12 protein-coding genes and 1 tRNA gene are annotated in these 16080 nt (G+C 71.3%); 9 read left to right on the top strand and 4 right to left on the bottom strand.

Annotation, left to right across the window (positions count from 1 at the left end):
- Window positions 1-87 precede the first annotated feature (87 nt).
- The 4 genes from greA (at window position 88) to ACLII4_RS07275 (ending at window position 3249) form a co-directional block, all read left to right on the top strand.
- Window positions 88-561 carry a transcription elongation factor GreA gene (greA, locus tag ACLII4_RS07290; protein WP_412070557.1) on the top strand — a complete coding sequence of 158 codons (474 nt, stop codon included), beginning with the start codon at window positions 88-90 and terminating at the stop codon, window positions 559-561.
- Between the two features lie 175 nt (window positions 562-736).
- Window positions 737-1429 carry a monofunctional biosynthetic peptidoglycan transglycosylase gene (gene mtgA / locus ACLII4_RS07285; RefSeq protein ID WP_412070239.1) on the top strand — a complete coding sequence of 231 codons (693 nt, stop codon included), beginning with the start codon at window positions 737-739 and terminating at the stop codon, window positions 1427-1429.
- A gap of 134 nt (window positions 1430-1563) precedes the next feature.
- A complete protein-coding gene (locus tag ACLII4_RS07280) occupies window positions 1564-2592 on the top strand; it encodes a threonine aldolase family protein (protein WP_412070238.1) in 1029 nt (342 codons plus the stop codon).
- Between the two features lie 102 nt (window positions 2593-2694).
- Complete coding sequence (locus ACLII4_RS07275; protein ID WP_412070237.1) at window positions 2695-3249, top strand: hypothetical protein; 555 nt, start codon at window positions 2695-2697, stop codon at window positions 3247-3249.
- A 65-nt stretch (window positions 3250-3314) separates the two neighbouring features.
- On the opposite strand, the gene ACLII4_RS07270 is transcribed toward ACLII4_RS07275, so the two are convergent.
- Together ACLII4_RS07270 and ACLII4_RS07265 are read right to left on the bottom strand one after the other, a co-directional pair.
- On the bottom strand, window positions 3315-4520 hold the full coding sequence (locus tag ACLII4_RS07270) for a patatin-like phospholipase family protein (protein ID WP_412070236.1): 1206 nt from the start codon (window positions 4518-4520) through the stop codon (window positions 3315-3317).
- Between the two features lie 96 nt (window positions 4521-4616).
- Window positions 4617-8471 carry an ATP-binding protein gene (locus tag ACLII4_RS07265; protein WP_412070235.1) on the bottom strand — a complete coding sequence of 1285 codons (3855 nt, stop codon included), beginning with the start codon at window positions 8469-8471 and terminating at the stop codon, window positions 4617-4619.
- A 141-nt stretch (window positions 8472-8612) separates the two neighbouring features.
- Here ACLII4_RS07265 and ACLII4_RS07260 point away from each other — a divergent pair, with 141 nt between their 5' ends.
- From ACLII4_RS07260 to ACLII4_RS07250, 3 genes are all read left to right on the top strand, one after another.
- Window positions 8613-9494: a DNA-processing protein DprA gene (locus ACLII4_RS07260; protein ID WP_412070234.1), complete on the top strand. Its 882-nt coding sequence runs from the start codon at window positions 8613-8615 to the stop codon at window positions 9492-9494.
- Between the two features lie 101 nt (window positions 9495-9595).
- Window positions 9596-10507: an alkaline phosphatase family protein gene (locus ACLII4_RS07255; RefSeq protein WP_412070233.1), complete on the top strand. Its 912-nt coding sequence runs from the start codon at window positions 9596-9598 to the stop codon at window positions 10505-10507.
- 12 nt (window positions 10508-10519) lie between these two features.
- Window positions 10520-10876 (top strand): DUF4469 domain-containing protein, encoded by a 357-nt coding sequence (locus tag ACLII4_RS07250; RefSeq protein WP_412070232.1) that lies wholly within the window; start codon window positions 10520-10522, stop codon window positions 10874-10876.
- Window positions 10877-11054: 178 nt separating this feature from the next.
- On the opposite strand, the gene ACLII4_RS07245 is transcribed toward ACLII4_RS07250, so the two are convergent.
- Both ACLII4_RS07245 and ACLII4_RS07240 read right to left on the bottom strand, forming a co-directional pair.
- The gene (locus ACLII4_RS07245; RefSeq protein WP_412070231.1) at window positions 11055-11891 is read right to left on the bottom strand and encodes a hypothetical protein; all 837 of its coding nucleotides are present in this window, start codon (window positions 11889-11891) and stop codon (window positions 11055-11057) included.
- Window positions 11888-15283 (bottom strand): HEAT repeat domain-containing protein, encoded by a 3396-nt coding sequence (locus ACLII4_RS07240; protein WP_412070230.1) that lies wholly within the window; start codon window positions 15281-15283, stop codon window positions 11888-11890. The genes ACLII4_RS07245 and ACLII4_RS07240 overlap by 4 nt, the downstream gene beginning before the upstream one ends.
- Window positions 15284-15473: 190 nt before the next feature.
- Here ACLII4_RS07240 and ACLII4_RS07235 point away from each other — a divergent pair, with 190 nt between their 5' ends.
- Together ACLII4_RS07235 and ACLII4_RS07230 are read left to right on the top strand one after the other, a co-directional pair.
- Complete coding sequence (locus ACLII4_RS07235; RefSeq protein WP_412070229.1) at window positions 15474-15974, top strand: HNH endonuclease signature motif containing protein; 501 nt, start codon at window positions 15474-15476, stop codon at window positions 15972-15974.
- Window positions 15965-16041: transfer RNA gene (locus ACLII4_RS07230), tRNA-Leu, on the top strand. The genes ACLII4_RS07235 and ACLII4_RS07230 overlap by 10 nt, the downstream gene beginning before the upstream one ends.
- The last annotated feature ends 39 nt before the right edge of the window (window positions 16042-16080 follow it).

Genomic DNA, 16080 nt, shown 5'->3' with positions numbered 1-16080 from the left:
CTTCCGACCTGCACTCCGCATCCCGGCCCCTCGGTCGGGATGCGGTTTTTTTCCCCGTACCGGCCACCACTGACCCCCGCGACCGACATGGGCTCGACCGTCTACCTCACCGCCGAAGGCCTCCAGAAGCTGAAGGACGACCTCCACCACGCCCGGACGGTCGAACGCCAGCACATCTCCCAGGAGATCGCCGAGGCGCGCGCCCAGGGCGACCTCTCCGAGAACGCCGAGTACGACGCGGCGAAAGAGGCCCAGGGCCACCTCGAAGCGCGGATCGCCAAGATGGAAACGACGATCGCGAACGCTCGCGTCGTCAACGAGGACGAGGTGGACCCCTCGAAGGCGCGCATTCTGTCGCACGTCCGGGTGATGAACCGGAAGGCCAAGCGCGAGGCGACCTACACGCTGGTCTCGGCCCAAGAGGCCGACCTGAAGCAGAACAAGATCTCGGTGTCCAGCCCCATCGGCAAGGCGCTGCTCGGCCAGGAGATCGGCGACGTGGTCAAGGTGAAGGTGCCGGCGGGCGTCGTCGAGCTCGAAATCCTCGAGATCACCCGCTAGCCGGCGCCGGCTACCCGGTCGGACACCGACGACGCGGCGCCCGGCCCTCACTCCGAGGCGTCCTCGCGCAACCACCGAATGGTCGTACGCTGCTGCCCTCCCCGATTGCGGCCCCTCTCCGGGCAGAGGGGCCGCGTGCGAGGGGAGCACACGCACGAGCGCCTCCGATCCCAGCATGGCCCCTAAGCCCAAGAAGAAGCGCGGGTGCCTGTGGGGCGCCGTCCGGCTCGGGCTGGCAGTCGTGCTGGGGTATCTCGCCGCGTGCACGCTGCTGCTCGTCGCGTACCGCTGGGCGAGCCCGCCCGCGACGACCGTTCAGGTGCAGCGGGCCGTCGAGGCCGCGGTCGCTGCGGCGCCGTTCGACGTGCAGTACCGGCCGGTCGGGGAGGCCGGGCAGGCGACGGTCATCCGCCACGCCGTGGTCGCCAGCGAGGACGCGCGGTTCTACACACACGGCGGCTTCGACTGGGAGGAGCTCCGAAACGCGCGCGAGGCGTCGGAGCGGACCGGCGCGCCCATGCGCGGCGCCTCTACGCTCACGCAGCAGCTCGTCAAAAACCTCTTCCTGACGACGCACCGCTCGCCCGTCCGCAAGGCGGTCGAGGTGCCGCTGACGCTGCTGGCGGAACTGATCCTGCCCAAGGAGCGCATTCTGTCGCTCTACCTCGACGTGGCCGAGTGGGGCCCCGGCGTGTTCGGCATCGAGGCGGCTGCCGGCCACCACTACGGCACGTCGGCCGCCGCCCTCTCGCGCGACCAGGCCGCCCGGCTGGCGGCCGTCTTGCCCGCCCCGCTCGCGCGGCGCCCCCAGGACCAGTCCCGCACCTCGTCGCGCATCCAGACCCGGATGCGCCAGATGGGGTGGTGACGAGGCGCCAGGGGCAAAATGACGCGAGCCGTCCCGCGTCGCACGAGGCTGGCTGCCACGAGTCAACTGGAACCTTTCCCAGATCCCAGCGCCTGAGGGACCCCGAACCCCGAACCCCGAACCCCGAACCCCGAATGCCTCCCTCCGACTTCCGCTCCGACACCGTCACCCGCCCGACACCGGCGATGCGGCGCGCGATGGCCGAGGCCGAGGTCGGCGACGACGTGTTCGGCGAGGACCCGACGGTCGCCCGGCTGGAAGTGCGCGTGGCTGAACTGCTGGGCCAGGAGGCCAGCGTGTTCGTGCCGTCGGGCGTGATGGGCAACCAGATCGCGATCCGCATCCACACCAAGCCCGGCGACGAGGCCGTGGTCGCCGAGCGGAGCCACCTCTACCACTACGAGGCCGCCGCACCCGCCGCGCTGTGGGGCGTCCAGCTCCGCCCCGTCGGCGACGCCTCGGGCGTGCTGACGGCCGCCGACGTGGAGGCCGTCGTGCAGGGCGCGCACGACTGGGAGGCGCGGACGCGGCTGGTGTGCCTGGAGAACACCGTCAACAAAGCTGGTGGCGTCGCTGTGCCCGCCGAGACGATCGCGCCGGTCGTCGAGGCCGCCCAGGCGCACGGGCTGGCGCTCCACCTCGACGGGGCCCGGCTGTGGAACGCGGCCGTCGCGCTCGGCACGACCGTCGCCGCGCTGGCGGCCGGGTTCGACACCGTCAACGTGTGCCTGTCGAAGGGGCTCGGCGCCCCGGTCGGGTCGGTGCTGGCGGGCTCGGCCGAGCACGTCCGCGAGGCGCGCCGCGCGCGCAAACTGCTCGGGGGCGGGATGCGCCAGGCCGGCGTGCTCGCGGCGGCAGCTCTCGTCGCGCTCGACGACTACGAGCGCGACGAGCGCGCCATGCTCCGGGCCGACCACGCCCGTGCGTCCCGGCTGGCCGACGCCGTAGAGGCCGCTGGGCTGCCCCTGGTGCGCCGGCCGGACACCAACATCGTCCTGTTCGAGACGCCAGGCCCCGCCGCCCACGCCGTCGACAGGCTGGCAGAGGCGGGCGTCCGGATGGTGCGCTTCGGGCCGCACGCCGTCCGCGCGACGCTCCACCGCGACCTGGGCGACGACGACGTAGCGAGAGCGGCGCAAGCGCTCGCCGAACTTTCCGCGTAGTCCATAGATCCCTTAGCGTTACATCGGGGGATCTCCGACGCGCGGGGCTGTCCGGAACCGCTTCCTTCACGGCGGCTACATCACGTGAGGTTCCGAGTCCCCATGCCCCCCTGGTCCCACGTCTTCGACGACGACCGCGCACTCGCTGAAGCGAGACGCCGCGCGCGAGGAGCCGTCATCGCCTTTGCCCTGGTGAGCGGCGGTCTGGTGGCGGCGGCGCCCGTGGCCGCGTTCTCGTTCGGCGAGCACTCCGCGATCGTGGCCCTCGCTTGTGGCTTGCTGCTGTCGGCCGCTGCCGGGGCGGTCGCGCTCAGGCTCGCTCGTGAGAATCGGCGGCTGTGGCGGGTCGAGCTCTCCGCCCGACGGTTCATCGGCCACGACGCCGCCGGCCGCCGCCAATCGCTTCCCTGGACGCGGATCGGCCGGGTCGATGTCTGCGACGACGGGCTGTCCGTGGTAGGGCTCGACGAGCGAGGCCGCCGCGTCGAACTCCGGGTCTCGGCCGCCATGCCCGCCTTCGAGACGCTCGCGCGCCGCGCCGTCGCCCACGCCCGCGCGCATCGGCGGACGATCTGCGTGGACGGCTGCCCGCTTGACGCGATCGATCTCACGCCCATGCTCGACCCGTCCGCCAGTCCGGCCGGAGGGAGAGTCTAGGGACGAGCGGACGGCGTCTCGGAGCACGGGGCGCTTGAACAGACGTCCTCCCCCTCTCTTCCACCCTACGCAGCGAGGAACGCCTCGATGGCCTCGCCCTGCAGGAGCGCATCCGCCTCGCCAATCGCGAGCAGTTGGTCGACGTATCCCCGGTCGAAGCCGAGCATCGAGAGCCAGTCCGGGCTCTTGGCATCGCCTGAGGAGAGCCCCCCGAGCACCAGCCGCATCGACGGCGGGAGCGGCGGCGACACGTCGGCCGCGAGGGCGCCGAGGTCGACCGAGGGACGGAGCACCAGCAGATCCACCTTGCGGAAGCCATTCGAGGCCGCCGGCCCGAGGTGCTCCACCAGATCGTTGATGCGGTGGAGCGTCTGGGCGTCGCGGTCGATGACGTCGAGGAAGACGGCGTTCATCAGCACGCCGAGCACGCGGGTCGGGGGCGGGTACTCGGTCACCTTCGGCGCGTCCGCCTCGGCTTTGCTCTGGCCGTAGCGCGTGTTGATGACCAGGATCTTGTCCGCGCCGAGGTGGAGCGCGGGCGACAGCGGCGCGGTCAGGCGGATGCCGCCGTCCCCGTACCAACCGTGCCCGAGGTCGCCGTTCTCGATGGCGACGGCCGGGAAGAAGAACGGGAGCGCGGCGCTGGCCAGAATGTGCTCGGGCCGGAGCTGCGTCCGGACGGCCCGGCGCATCGGGCGGTCCCACGTCTCGACGCCCTCGCCCTGCACCCAGGTCACCGACTGGCCCGTCGTGTACGACGTCGTGGTGACGGCGAACGCGCCGAGGTGCCCGTCGGCGACGTTGCGCGCGACGGCCTCCATGGGCTGGCCGACGGGCCCGAGCAGGCCTTCGACGAAGGACTGGAGCGGGGTCGTGTCGAGGAACCCTCCCTCGGCGGGCGGCGCGATCTCGGCCGGGCGCCGCACGAACCGCGCCAGCGCCTGGGGCACGGTCGGGCGGTCGAGGCGGTACACGTGCTCGGCCTTGAGGTCCCGCCAGACATCGCCCAGGAGGTCGACGGCCTGGGGGAACGGCGTGTCGGCGTGGGCGGCGAGGTACCCGCCGTTGAGCGCCCCCGCCGAGACGCCCGTCAGGATGTCGGGCTGGAAGTCGGGCGCCAGCCGGGCGATGCCGCGCAGCACGCCGGCCTGGTACGCGGCCCGCGCGCCGCCGCCGGTGAGCGCGAGCGCCATCCCCCCCCCGCCGCCGGGGACGTCATCGGGGGTGTCGGGAAGGGAGGCCCCAAAGAGGCGGGCGAGACGATCGAGCACGGACATGGGGGGACGGACAAACCTACCGACTGGACACGCCGACGCGCGCTCGGAGCCCCCGGCCCCGAACGCGCGAGTCCGGCGCACACGTCGAGGTCAGGCCTCGATCCCGTCCGCGAGCGTCTCCATGAGCACCTGCCGCGTAAACGGCTTCGAGACGTAGGCGTTGAACCCGGACTCGAGCAGCCGCTCGCGGTCGCCGGGGAGCGCGTACGCCGTCAGGGCGATAGCGAAGACAGAGCCGTAGTCGGGGAGCGACCGCGCGATGCGGAGCACGTCCGCGCCGGTCTCTTTGCCGCCCAGGTTGATGTCGAGCACGAGCCCGGAGAACCGCTGGGCGTTCATGGCCAGCAGCGCCGAGCGCGCGTCGCCGACGGCCGTCACGCGGTACGTCGAGCGCAGGATCCGCTCCAGCAGCATCCGCGTGTCGTCGTTGTCCTCGACGACCAGCACGGTCGGGCGCGGGTCGGACTCGGCGACCACCTCGGCATCCTCCACAGGCGGGGCCGTGGCGAGCGGGATGGTGGGGGCCGGGGCGGGGTCCGGGTTCCGGACGATCATCACCGGCTCGGCCGCGGGCGGCGGCGGGGCAGGCGGTGGCGCGGCCGAAGGGGGCGCGTACGTCGGGGCCGGGGAGGACGCGGGCGTGGCGGCCTGGGGCGGCACTACGGGCTCGGCAGGCGGCGGGTCGGTAGACCGCCCGAAACGGAAGTCGAACATGTCAGTCGGGGGAGGCGCGGGGGAGTCGAGGGGGGGAGGCTCGGGGGCCTCGGCGACGGCGGACAGGGCCGGCGCCGAGAGGAACGTGAAGTCGAAGGGTTCGCCGAGGAGGTTGCCGGGGTCGGCGAGCGGCTCGGGGAGGGTGTCGCCGGACTGGCCGTCGCCGGCGGGTGGGGCGACGGGCGGGGCGGGGCTGGCGGGCTCGGGCGAGGGCACGCTCGCGAACGCGATGGTGACGACGGTGCCGCCGGGCCGCTGGGACTCGATGGAGATGGTGCCGCCGAGCAGCGACACGAGCCGGTCGGCGACCGTCAGGCCAAGACCGGCGCCCTCGTGGCTGCGGGCGTGTCCGGAGTCTTCCTGGTGGAAGGCCCCGGACACCTGGTCGACGAACGAGGGCGAGATGCCCAGGCCCGTGTCCGCCACGCGCAGCACGGCGTCGTCGCTGGCGCGCTCGACGGACACGAGCACGCCGCCCGCGTCGGTAAACTTGACGGCGTTGCCGGCGACGTGGCCGATGATGCGGGCGAGGGCGTCGGGGTCGAGTTCGGCGGCGACCTCGTCGTCGAGTTCGAGGTCGAAGCGCAGGCCCTTGGCCTCGGCCTCGGCCGCGATCTCGCGCGTCGCCTCACGCACGGCTGGCGCGAGCGCCAGCGGGCGGAGCTTGGCGGGGTACTCGCCCGCCTCCAGCCGCGACAGGTCGAGGACGCTGTTGAGCGTGTCGAGCAGCCGCCGCCCATTGCGTTCGATGAGCCCGACGTAGAGGCGGTGCTCCTCGGGGACCTCCTCGGTGAGGAGGTCGGCGAACCCCAGGATGCCCGTCAGCGGCGTCCGGAACTCGTGGCTCATGTTGGCGAGGAACGAGCTCTTGAGCCGGTTCATCCGCTCGGCGGCCTCGCGGCCTGCCTCGGCGGCTTCCCTCGCCTCCAGCAGCTCGGCGACGACGCGCTCGCGGTCGGCCCGCTCCATCGCCAGCGCGACGGCGTCGGCGACGGCGGCGGCGAACTCGGTCTCGGCGGGGTCCCAGTCGTGGGCCCGGTCGCGGTGGACGACCACCAGCCCCTCGACGCGGCCGTGGCGGCGGATGGGCGCGACGAGCAGCGATCGCAAGCCGTAGGCCCGGACGAATGGGTCGAGCCCGAGCGGGCCGATCCGGGGGTCGGTGGCGACCTCGGCGACGGCCAGGGCGCGGTGCCGGGCGACGTGCTCGACGGCGCCCTCGAAGCCTGCGGCCTCGACGTCCTCGACGGGCGAGGGGGCGTACAAGGGGCGGCAAGCACCGTCCTCCCAGGCCCAGAACGAGACGTCCGTAGCCCCGAGCGTGGCGGCAGCGATGGCGGCGGCTGGCGCGCCGAAGGCGTCGGCCCCGTCGAGGTGGGCGAGGTCGACGAGCGCGCGCTGGCGGTCGAGCGCGGCCTGGGCGGCGTCGGCCAGCTCACCCTCGCGGCGCTGGCGGTCGGAGACGTCCTGCAGCACGCCGACGAGCCCGACGGCCCGGCCGGTGGCATCGTACCAGGGCCGGGCGGCGTTCTCGACCCAGCGCTCGCCGTCGGCGGTGATCATCCGGTAGAGGGCCCGGTACTGGTCGGCGCCGTCGACGGGGCCGGACGCCAAGCCCGCGCCGTCGACCACGTCGCGCTGGAGGACGAGCGCGCCGAGCCCGCCCCGGGCCTCGACGTCTTCGCGCGTGAAGCCCGTCAGCCGCTCCACGGCGGGGCTCAGATAATCGTAGACCGGCCCCGCGTCGGTGTAGCGGAGCCGGTAGAGGACGTGGGGGGTGTGGGCGGCGATGGCGGCCAGGCTGGCCTCCGAGTCGCGCACGTGCTCCAGCGCGGCGGCACGCGCGAGGTGACCGCCGAGGTGCCACGCGATCGCCTCCCCGCCCCGGATCTCGGCAGGCGGCGCGGCACCCAAGGGCCGGCCCCAGACGAGCGTCCCGTCGGGCTGCCCGGCCGTGAGCACGGGGACCGACGCGAGCGCCCCGATGCCGAGCGCAGCCAGCGCCGCGACGGTGTCGGGTGCCGCGCCAAGCTCTGCGGGCGAGCCGGCGGTGATGGAGGCCATCGGAAGGTCTGCGAACGCCGAGGCCGCCGCGTACACGTCGGAGAGATCGGCCGGGAACGTCCCGGCGGTCGCGACGACAGAGGCGTCGCCCTCATCCCGGACCGCCAGCAGCGCCCACGATGCCCCCGTGGCGTCGACCAGGGCACTGACGGCGGCGCGACGCAGGGTGGACGCATCGCCCGCGAGGGCGGCGGCGGCGGTAAACGCGGCGACGGCCTTGTGCTGGCGGCTCATGGCCCGCTCTTCCATCTGGGCGTCCACCTCCGCGGTCACGTCCTCCATCGTCCCCTCGTAGGCGACGACGCGGCCGTCGGCATCGTAGAGGCAGCGGGCGTTCTCGCGTGTGTGGACGCGCTCGCCGCCCGGCCGCGTCCACGACACGACCAAGTTGCGGACGACGCCCGTCTCGCGGATCTCGGAGGTGAACGCCTCGCGCGGATAGCCCAGGTCCGTCCGCACGTCGACGTCCGACAGCGCCTCGACCGACGACGCGCCGAGCAGGTGGGCGAGGGCGGGGTTGGCGTAGAGGATCTGGCCGTCGGGCGTGCTCCGATAGAGCCCGACTGGGAGGTGGTCGGCGAGGGACGCCAGCGGCGCTGGCATCGCCCCGACCGCATCGGCGGCGGCCGTCTCGGAGCCCTCGATCACAGGCTCGGCGAGAGGCTCGGAGGCGGGACGCGGTTCGGGGCTGTCGATCGGCTCGGGGTCGACGGGCGGGGGCTCAGCGAGGACCGGTGCCGAGACGGCCTCTGCGGCGTCGGACGTCGCGGGAACGGGTGCGGCCGCTGGCGGGGGGGCCTCGTCCACAGGGGGAGCAGGCGCGGCGTCGGGAGCCGAGGCGGGCGAGAGCCGGTCGACGAGCGTCGCCAGCGCGGCGAGGGGCAGCGCGATGGCCGCCGTCTCGGTCAGCAGCAGGGGCACCTCGTCGGCGACGACGAACAGCGGGAGGTCGTCGGGCACGAACACGGCGACCTCGACCTCCTCGACGGGGCCGCCCGGAACGAAGACGACGGCATCGAAGGCGTTGCCCTCGACGAGAGCCAACCGGAGGGCCTCGGCGGTCGGCGCGAGCTGGCCGGCAACGGGTCCGCCCGCGCGGGCGGCGCCGAGGGCGTCGACGGCCGCCGACGGCTCGGCAACGAACAGGATGCGGGGCGGAGAGGACATGCGGGCGGTGGGAACGGTCCCCATCCCGCAAACCCGGTGCCGGACGTGCCACAGCGTGCCCGTCGCCGTCGCCGGGCGGAAACGCCCGTCCGCGCGCCGCCCCCGGCCCGATTCGTAACGTGACGGGCCCGAATCGCCCCAATGTCCACTCTTCCCACCCCCGCCGCGTTCGCGCTCGCGCTGCTCTCGCTCGACGGCGTCGGCCGCGTGACCGCCCATCGGTTGCTGGAACGATTTGCCTCGCCCGACGCCATTCGTGCCGCGCCGCGCGAGCAAGTGCTGCTCCGGCTCAAGGGCGTCGCCCACGCCGCCCAAACCGTCGACGCCGTCTGCGCCCCCGCCTTCGACAAGGCGCTGGCAACGGCGGCGGGCCGCATCGAGGCGCTGGCGGGGCGTCGGATCGTGGTGCTGGCGCCCGGCGACGCGCGGTGGCCCGCTGGCCTCGACGCGCTCGACCGGGGCGACCGGCCGGCCGTCCTCTACGCCTTCGGCGACCTCGCCGCGCTGGCGTGGCCGTCGCTGTCGGTGTTGGCCTCGGCCCCCCTCGCGGCCGAGCCGTTCGAGGCTGCCCAGGCCGTCGCCCGGGGCGTGCTGGCCCGGGGACGCGGGCTCGTCGTCGGCGCCACGCACGGCGTCGACCTCGCGCTTCAGAAGCTGTCGCTCGGGGCCGGCGTCCCAGCCGTCGCCGTCGTCGGGGCCGGGCTGGCGCGGATCGAGCGGTCGATGCGGCCCGGCGCGACCGCGCTCACCAAGGGCGGCGGGCTGATGGTGTCGCCGTTCCCGATGGCCCACGGCCCGTTCGACCACGACGACCGCGAGCGGGCCATGGTGCAGGCCGCGCTCGGCCGCGCGGTGCTGGCGGTCGCCCCGCCGTCGGGCTCGCCCGAGGACCGCGCCGTGGCCTGGGCCGCCGAGTCGGAGCGCCCGGTCTTCCTCGTTCCGCCCGCGCCGCCCGACGCGCCGTGGGCCGAGACCGCCCGGCCTGCCGACGACGCGAGCGCGGTGGCGGAGACGGTCGCCTAGCGGCGACAGGGCCAGAGGGGAAGAGGGTGGTAGACCCGCGCACGCTCCACGCCATCGTCCACTTTCCTCGTCTCGTCCGCTCCTCCCCTGTGTCCTTCCCCATGCTCCTCTTCCTGTTCCTCGACGGCGTCGGCCTGGGGCCTGAGCCCGACAACCCGTTCGCCACGCTCGGCCTCCCGGCCTTCGAGCGGCTCGCGGGCGGCCAGCGCTGGATCCGTGCCGCCCGCCCCGTTCGCCAGCCGGACGCGACGTTCATCCCCATTGACGCGACGCTGGGCGTGGACGGGTTGCCGCAGAGCGGGACCGGACAAGCGGCCCTCTTTACCGGGCTCAACGCGGCGCGCACGCACGGGAACCACTTTGGTCCGTATCCGCCGACGACCGTGCGACCAGACGTCGCCGAGCACAGCGTCTTCGCCCGGCTCGTCGCGGCCGGCGTGCCGGCCGCGCGGTTGGCGTTCGGCAACGCCTACCCCGACCGCTTCTTCCGGGCCGCCGAGGCACGCGGGCGGTGGACGGTCACCACGCTCGCGGCGCGCTCGGCGGGTGTCCGCCTGCGCACGGCGGACGACTTGTCGGCAGGGACTGCGCTCACGGCCGACCTCACGGGCGCGCTGTGGGCGCACCTGCTCGACGACGCCTACCGCCCGATCTCCGAGGCCGAAGCTGCCCAGCGGCTGGCGGCGCTCCTCGACGCGCACGCCTTCGTACTCCAGGAATACTTCCTGACCGACAAGGCGGGCCACAGCCGGGACCCCGAGCGCGCGGCACGTGTGCTCCTCTCCCTCGACCGATTCCTCGGCGCGCTCCTCGACACGCTGCCCGACGACGTGACGCTGCTGATCACGAGCGACCACGGCAACATCGAGGCGCTCGGCACCAAGAGCCACACCACGAACCCGGTCCCCCTGGTGGCCTGGGGCCCCGGCGCTGCCGCCTTCGCCGACTGCCGCTCGCTGCTCGACGTGACCCCTGCCATCATCGACTGGCTGACGACCGGCGATCACGAGTAGCGGTCGCCCCCCTTGCCCGACTCAGCGCCGAGGTGGAGGCCCCAGAGGCGGCCTGGCTCCTCGCTCCTCCACTACACCGACCACAACGCGGCCGAGCAGGATGGCGCCCTCACCACGAGCGGCATGGGCGAGATCACCGGCTCGCGCCTGAGCTTCGACGCCGACGACCCAGCCCAGGGCATCTTCTTCGTCGCCGAGGCCGACGGCACTACCACTCGTGCGGACGTGGTGGCCCAGAACGCCCCCTCGCGCCTGCTTTTCCAGGTGCCCAAGGCTCTGGCCGCTGGCGACTACCGCGTCGAGATCCGCGCCGTCTTTGGAGACGAGACCCGCACCGGCCGCCTGGACGCCGTGCTGACGGCCGTCTAGGGAGTTACAAAATTACAGCGGCGTCTCGGAGGCCGAGAGGCGGCGTCTCCGGTCCCGAGACGCCCCTGAAATGCCGCCGAGACGCACCTAAGTCTCGGATCGCTCCAGAAGGTTGCTTTAACCATATCCACGAGCAATCGGGTTAGAGAGCACACCGAAACACAACGTGTGCTCCTTCTCACCGGACAGGGCGCCGGGGAGAGGGACCGCTTACTGCGGGGTCGTCAGGCTCGACAAACTCGGGGGCAGTCAGCCGTGGACGGGGGCCTGCCGAGATCGCTTCCGAGCCTGGCGGCGCGTCTGGTACAAAGTCCAGGGACGCCTGCTCTTCGAGGTTGAGAAGGATGCTCCCAACCCGTCGGTCTTGCTCGGTGGTCTGTTCTGGCAAAGCGGGCATGGCCGCGAGGTCCGGCTCTATCCACTCAGTTGGAGCGTCTAGGCTGATAAGGAGGCGGGTGCCCTCGACCCGCGTGAGGATGCCTGCGGCCGTCTGCTGGTGATCGCGCGAGAGGACCGTCACCCGCAAGCCATGGTAGCCGGGCTCATCAAGGTCGGCGGCGAGCACGTTTATCGACCGGAGCCCCAAATGCTGCTGGTCATCGTCGACCCACTCGACCTTGAACGAGGCATCGCGCGCCTCGAGCTTGGCGACAAGGGAGCACTTGAGCGCTCGTTCTGGGTCCGTGGCGAGGGCGAGAAGCCGCTCATGAATCCGCTCTACCCGACCTTCCTCCCGTTCAAGAGCCTGTCTCAGCCCCTCGTTAGCCAACACCAGTTTGGCGTTTTCGCCTTGGAGGCGGGCGCGGTCCAGCCTCGGCTCCTGAATGAGACGGCCCCAGACTGCGTCGATGCCAAGCCAGATGAGGAGAATTAGGAGGATGACGAGCCCAACCCAGACCCAGGGCGGACTTTCCGGCCTCAACGCTGTAGCTAGAGCTGCAGGGACGGTCACGGCGGCGACTCCTAGCGTGGCGATCCCCTGCGGCGTCTTAGCCCAATCCTTGAGCCCGCTCATTGGGGCTGGGGGGATGCAGCCAGGTCCCTTGACCCGGCGTCTTGCTGGTGGAGGGCGTACAGAAGGTCCCACGCCACGTCGCGAACTCGGACATCCGGGCCGCTCGGGTTTTCGACGAGTCGTCCGCTTTCGAGGAGTCCTATGAGCGCTTCCTTCGTCCCCGGTGGAGGAATTTGTGTAGGCCGTTCCTCAAAAATGGAAGGAGCGAGGGCAGCGGCGGCGGGAGCCGACACGCTCCCGTCTAGGCTAATGAACGCTGCGATAAGGGCCCTGGCGGCCTTTTCCTGGGTCTCGCCCACCTGTCTCAGTGCATAGGCCGCGCTCTGCCGGACGGCTTTGGACTCGTCCCGGAGCAAGTCCATGAGGTCGTCCACGGCCGGGGCAGCCACCTCACCGAGACCACCCAGGGCATAAGCGGCACTCTGCCGGACGCCCTCGGACTCGTCGCGGAGCAGGGCCCGGAGGTCGCCCACGGCCGGGGCTGCCGCTTTACCGAGAAGACCCAGTGCATAGGCCGCGCTCTGCCGGACGCCCTCGGACTCGTCACGGAGCAGGGCCAAGAGATCGTCCAGGGTCCGGACCGCCACCTCACCGAGACGCCCCAGCGCAAAGGCCGCCAGTTGCCGGACGCCCTCGGACTCGTCGCGGAGCAGGGCCCGGAGGTCGCCCACGGCCGGGGCCGCCGCCTCACCGAGACCACCTAGGGCTGAGGTCGCGCTTCGCCGGACGCCCTCGGACTCGTCGCGGAGCAGGGCCCGGAGGTCGCCCACGGCCGGGGCCGCCGCCTCACCCAACTCACCCAGGGCATAAGCGGCACTCTGCCGGGCGCCCTCGGACTCGTCGCGGAGCAGGGCCCGGAGGTCGCCCACGGCCGGGGCCGCCGCCTCACCCAACTCACCCAGGGCATAAGCAGCACTCTGCCGGGCGCCCTCGGACTCGTCGCGGAGCAGGGCCCGGAGGTCGCCCACGGCCGGGGCTGCCGCTTTACCGAGAAGACCCAGTGCATAGGCCGCGCTCTGCCGGACGCCCTCGGACTCGTCGCGGAGCAGGGCCCGGAGGTCGCCCACGGCCGGAGCCGCCGCCTCACCCAGTCCGCCCAGAGCATGAGCCGCACTCTGCCGGACGCTCTCGGACTCGTCACCGAGCAGGACCAAGAGGATGGCCACGGGCAGGGACACCGCCTTACCCAATTCACCCAGGGCATAAGCAGCACTCTGCCGGACGCCCTCGGACTCGTCACCGAGCATGACCAAGAGATCGCCCATAGCTGGGGCCGCCGCCTCACCCAGTCCGCCCAGAGCGAAAGACGCACTGCGCCGGACGCCCTCGGACTCGTCACGGAGCAGGGCCAAGAGATCGTCCAAGGCTGGGGCCGCCACCTCACCGAGAAGACCCAGTGCATAGGCCGCGCTCTGCCGGACGCCCTCGGACTCGTCGCGGAGCAGGGCCCGGAGGTCGCCCACGGCCGGGGCCGCCGCCTCACCGAGACGCCCCAGGATGGAGGCTACCCCCTGCTGAGCGTCCCCGGACTTATCACGGAGCAGAGACCGGAGCCGTCCGACAGCATATGGCCAACTGCCTCCCACCTTGATCAAGGCTCCTCTCGCTAGCCCCTGTCGCGTTTGGTAGCCCCCCCACAGCCACTCCCGGATCAACTCATCTACGACCTGCTCCACCTCCGTGGGCGCGACCTCAACTGCATCCGCCAGTACCTCGGCTGCTGTAAAGAGGGGAGAAAGGAATAGGCCGCGCTCCTGTCTCAGCAATTCGCGAACGAGATCGGTCGCTTGGTCGAGACCTGCATAGAGGAGAAGGACTTCCTTCCACCAGGCGTCGTCTAGCCTTTCGATAAGAAAGGCCCGGCCAGCGTCACCCTGGCGGCGAAGTGCCAGGGCAGCGAGGTACTCTTGGAACGTCAGGTGCGAGAACCCGAACTCGTTTACGCCACGCTCCACGAGGAGCCCGCTCCGGGTCCGGATATCATCCAGGAATGCCTCTGCCTCTTCCGGCTTTTCACCCACCGAGGGCAGCGCCGCCCGCAGCCGATCCTCGACCTCGGCCCGGGTCAGCCAGGTAGTCTCCCTCTGGTGCATGGCGAGGGCCAGTTCTTCAAGCACGCGTCGCTTTTGGCGCCACTCCATCTGACCAGCGATTCCCTTGGCTGCGTCCCAGTAATTGAGTAGCACCTGCACGCACTCGTCGTAGAGTTCGACCCGGCGGTCCGGCAGCACAGCCCGGTAGCGGTGGACGAGGGCGACGATGGTCAACAGCAGCGGATTGACGGCGAGTTGCCGCACCCGGTCCTTCTCGCGGATGGCACGGACGAGATCCTCGGCCTGCTCCTCCGCAACCTCACGAGCCACTTCCCACACGACCTCGTCGGCCTCGGTCGCCCCGCGTGACGCCACCTCGACGGCCATCGCCCACTGCCGCGCAAAGGACTCCACGTCCTTATCGGAGAAGTCGCGGACGCGGAGGACCGTGAATCCGCTGAGCGAGACGCCCTCGTACCCGGCAGGTCGCGAGGTCACGACATAGTGATTGTTCGGGAAGGCAGCGACGAGTCGGTCAATCTGGCTGGCAGCCTCCGCTCGCTCTGCGTCGGATGACACCTCGTCCATTCCATCGAGGAGCACGAGGCAGCGCCCCGCGCCGAGGGCATTCCGAAAGAAGCTTGCAGGGCACTCCTTTTTGAGGGTTGGCCCGAGGACGTACTCACCGAGCGTATCCGGCTCTAGTTGGTGGTTGCCCTTGACCCAGTCGCGAAGCGGAATCAGAATGGGAAGGAGGTCACTGCTCACATCGAGCCGCTCCTGTCCCTTCCGTTCGGCAAAGGTGACGGCGAGGTATTTGACAAGCGTAGACTTGCCGGAGCCCGGGGCTCCGAGGATGACGATCCGATCGTCAATGCCGCGGAGAGCCTCGCCAACCTCGTAGGTCCTGTCGCTCGGCTCCAACGAGTTTGCCCCCAGGCTGCCTATAAGGTCGTCCGAGGCGTCATCCGGCGCACCGACGGCAGCCATCTCCTCCGGCGTTAGTGGCTGATACTGGGACCCGACACGCCGCAGCGATGACATCGAGGGCAACACAGCCCGTCGCTTCAGCTCAAGCCCGACATACACCCGATCGAGTTCTATAGAAACCTGTGTACGGGTCTTGATGCCAGCAACCTGGAGGTAGCGGTTTTCCTCGGCGACGTAGCGACGGTAGCGCTCCTCGAAGGAAGTCCGCTCCTGTCCGGTCGCGAGGTGTCCCCAGACTTTCTGAGCCCCGGCGCTCATCGCCTTCCCCAGCCACGGTAACAGTTTGGTCGCCAGCAGTGTCGCCACTGCCGTCGCTGCAATGAGGATGAGTTCCTTGTACTGGGCGTAGAGGTCAGCGAAGTCGTCCATGGGTTGGGCGGCGGCGTGCGGCGGGAAGGCTACGGCCAATGCGCATCGCAAGCCGTGGCGTTGGGACGGGCGCTCTCGCCACCGGGTAGGGGCGTATCGCAATACGCCCCTACCGTCGCCCCGTATCGGCGCCGCTGGAACGTCCGCGCCAGCAGGCCCGTGCCAGGGATCGGTTGCATCCCTCCTCCACATGGCGAGGCCGTCGAAGTACACCGCAGATAAGCTGGGCCCAGTGGTCGAGGCGCACACCTCGATGGGCCAGGTGCTGGATGCGCTCGGGCTCCGGCGCACGGGCGGCAACTACCGCCACATCGGCCAGCGGATCGCCGCACTCGGGCTCGACACCACGCATTTTCTCGGCCCGGGGCAAAACCGGGGAAAGACGAAGCACACCGATGCGGGGCTCGCGCGGATGGCCAACTTCCACCGGATACCCGACGACAAAGTGTTCCGGGAGCGCTCCACCTTCAGCCCGAGCAAACTTCGAGGCCGGCTCCTGCAACTCGGTTGGGACGAGTCGTGCACGATCTGCGGGCTGTTGGAGTGGCAGGGCGACGCGCTGACGCTCCACGTCGACCATGTCAATGGCGACGCCTCCGACAACCGGCTGGAGAATCTTCGATTCCTCTGCCCCAACTGCCACCAGCAGACCCGAACTTGGGGACGAAAGAAGCGCCGCTCGGCTCCCTAGCCCAATTGGCAGAGGCAACGCGTTTAGGGCGCGTACAGTCTGGGTTCGAATCCCAGGGGAGCTACCACGCCAGCAGGTGGCACCCACCTGTTTCGAGTCCGCTGAT

It is taken from the genome of Rubrivirga aquatilis (genome assembly GCF_046845665.1).
Classification (GTDB): Bacteria; Bacteroidota; Rhodothermia; order Rhodothermales; family Rubricoccaceae; genus Rubrivirga.
This window is presented reverse-complemented; position numbering and strand designations above follow the sequence as displayed.

What these genes read in the sequence shown, in the direction of transcription:
- greA (WP_412070557.1), top strand. Translation starts at nt 88, where the DNA reads ATGGGCTCGACCGTCTACCTCACCGCCGAAGGCCTCCAGAAGCTGAAG.
- ACLII4_RS07255 (WP_412070233.1), top strand. Translation starts at nt 9,596, where the DNA reads ATGCTCCTCTTCCTGTTCCTCGACGGCGTCGGCCTGGGGCCTGAGCCC.
- ACLII4_RS07240 (WP_412070230.1), bottom strand. Translation starts at nt 15,283, where the DNA reads ATGGACGACTTCGCTGACCTCTACGCCCAGTACAAGGAACTCATCCTC.
- ACLII4_RS07275 (WP_412070237.1), top strand. Translation starts at nt 2,695, where the DNA reads ATGCCCCCCTGGTCCCACGTCTTCGACGACGACCGCGCACTCGCTGAA.
- ACLII4_RS07260 (WP_412070234.1), top strand. Translation starts at nt 8,613, where the DNA reads ATGTCCACTCTTCCCACCCCCGCCGCGTTCGCGCTCGCGCTGCTCTCG.
- ACLII4_RS07265 (WP_412070235.1), bottom strand. Translation starts at nt 8,471, where the DNA reads ATGTCCTCTCCGCCCCGCATCCTGTTCGTTGCCGAGCCGTCGGCGGCC.
- ACLII4_RS07280 (WP_412070238.1), top strand. Translation starts at nt 1,564, where the DNA reads ATGCCTCCCTCCGACTTCCGCTCCGACACCGTCACCCGCCCGACACCG.
- mtgA (WP_412070239.1), top strand. Translation starts at nt 737, where the DNA reads ATGGCCCCTAAGCCCAAGAAGAAGCGCGGGTGCCTGTGGGGCGCCGTC.
- ACLII4_RS07235 (WP_412070229.1), top strand. Translation starts at nt 15,474, where the DNA reads ATGGCGAGGCCGTCGAAGTACACCGCAGATAAGCTGGGCCCAGTGGTC.
- ACLII4_RS07245 (WP_412070231.1), bottom strand. Translation starts at nt 11,891, where the DNA reads ATGAGCGGGCTCAAGGATTGGGCTAAGACGCCGCAGGGGATCGCCACG.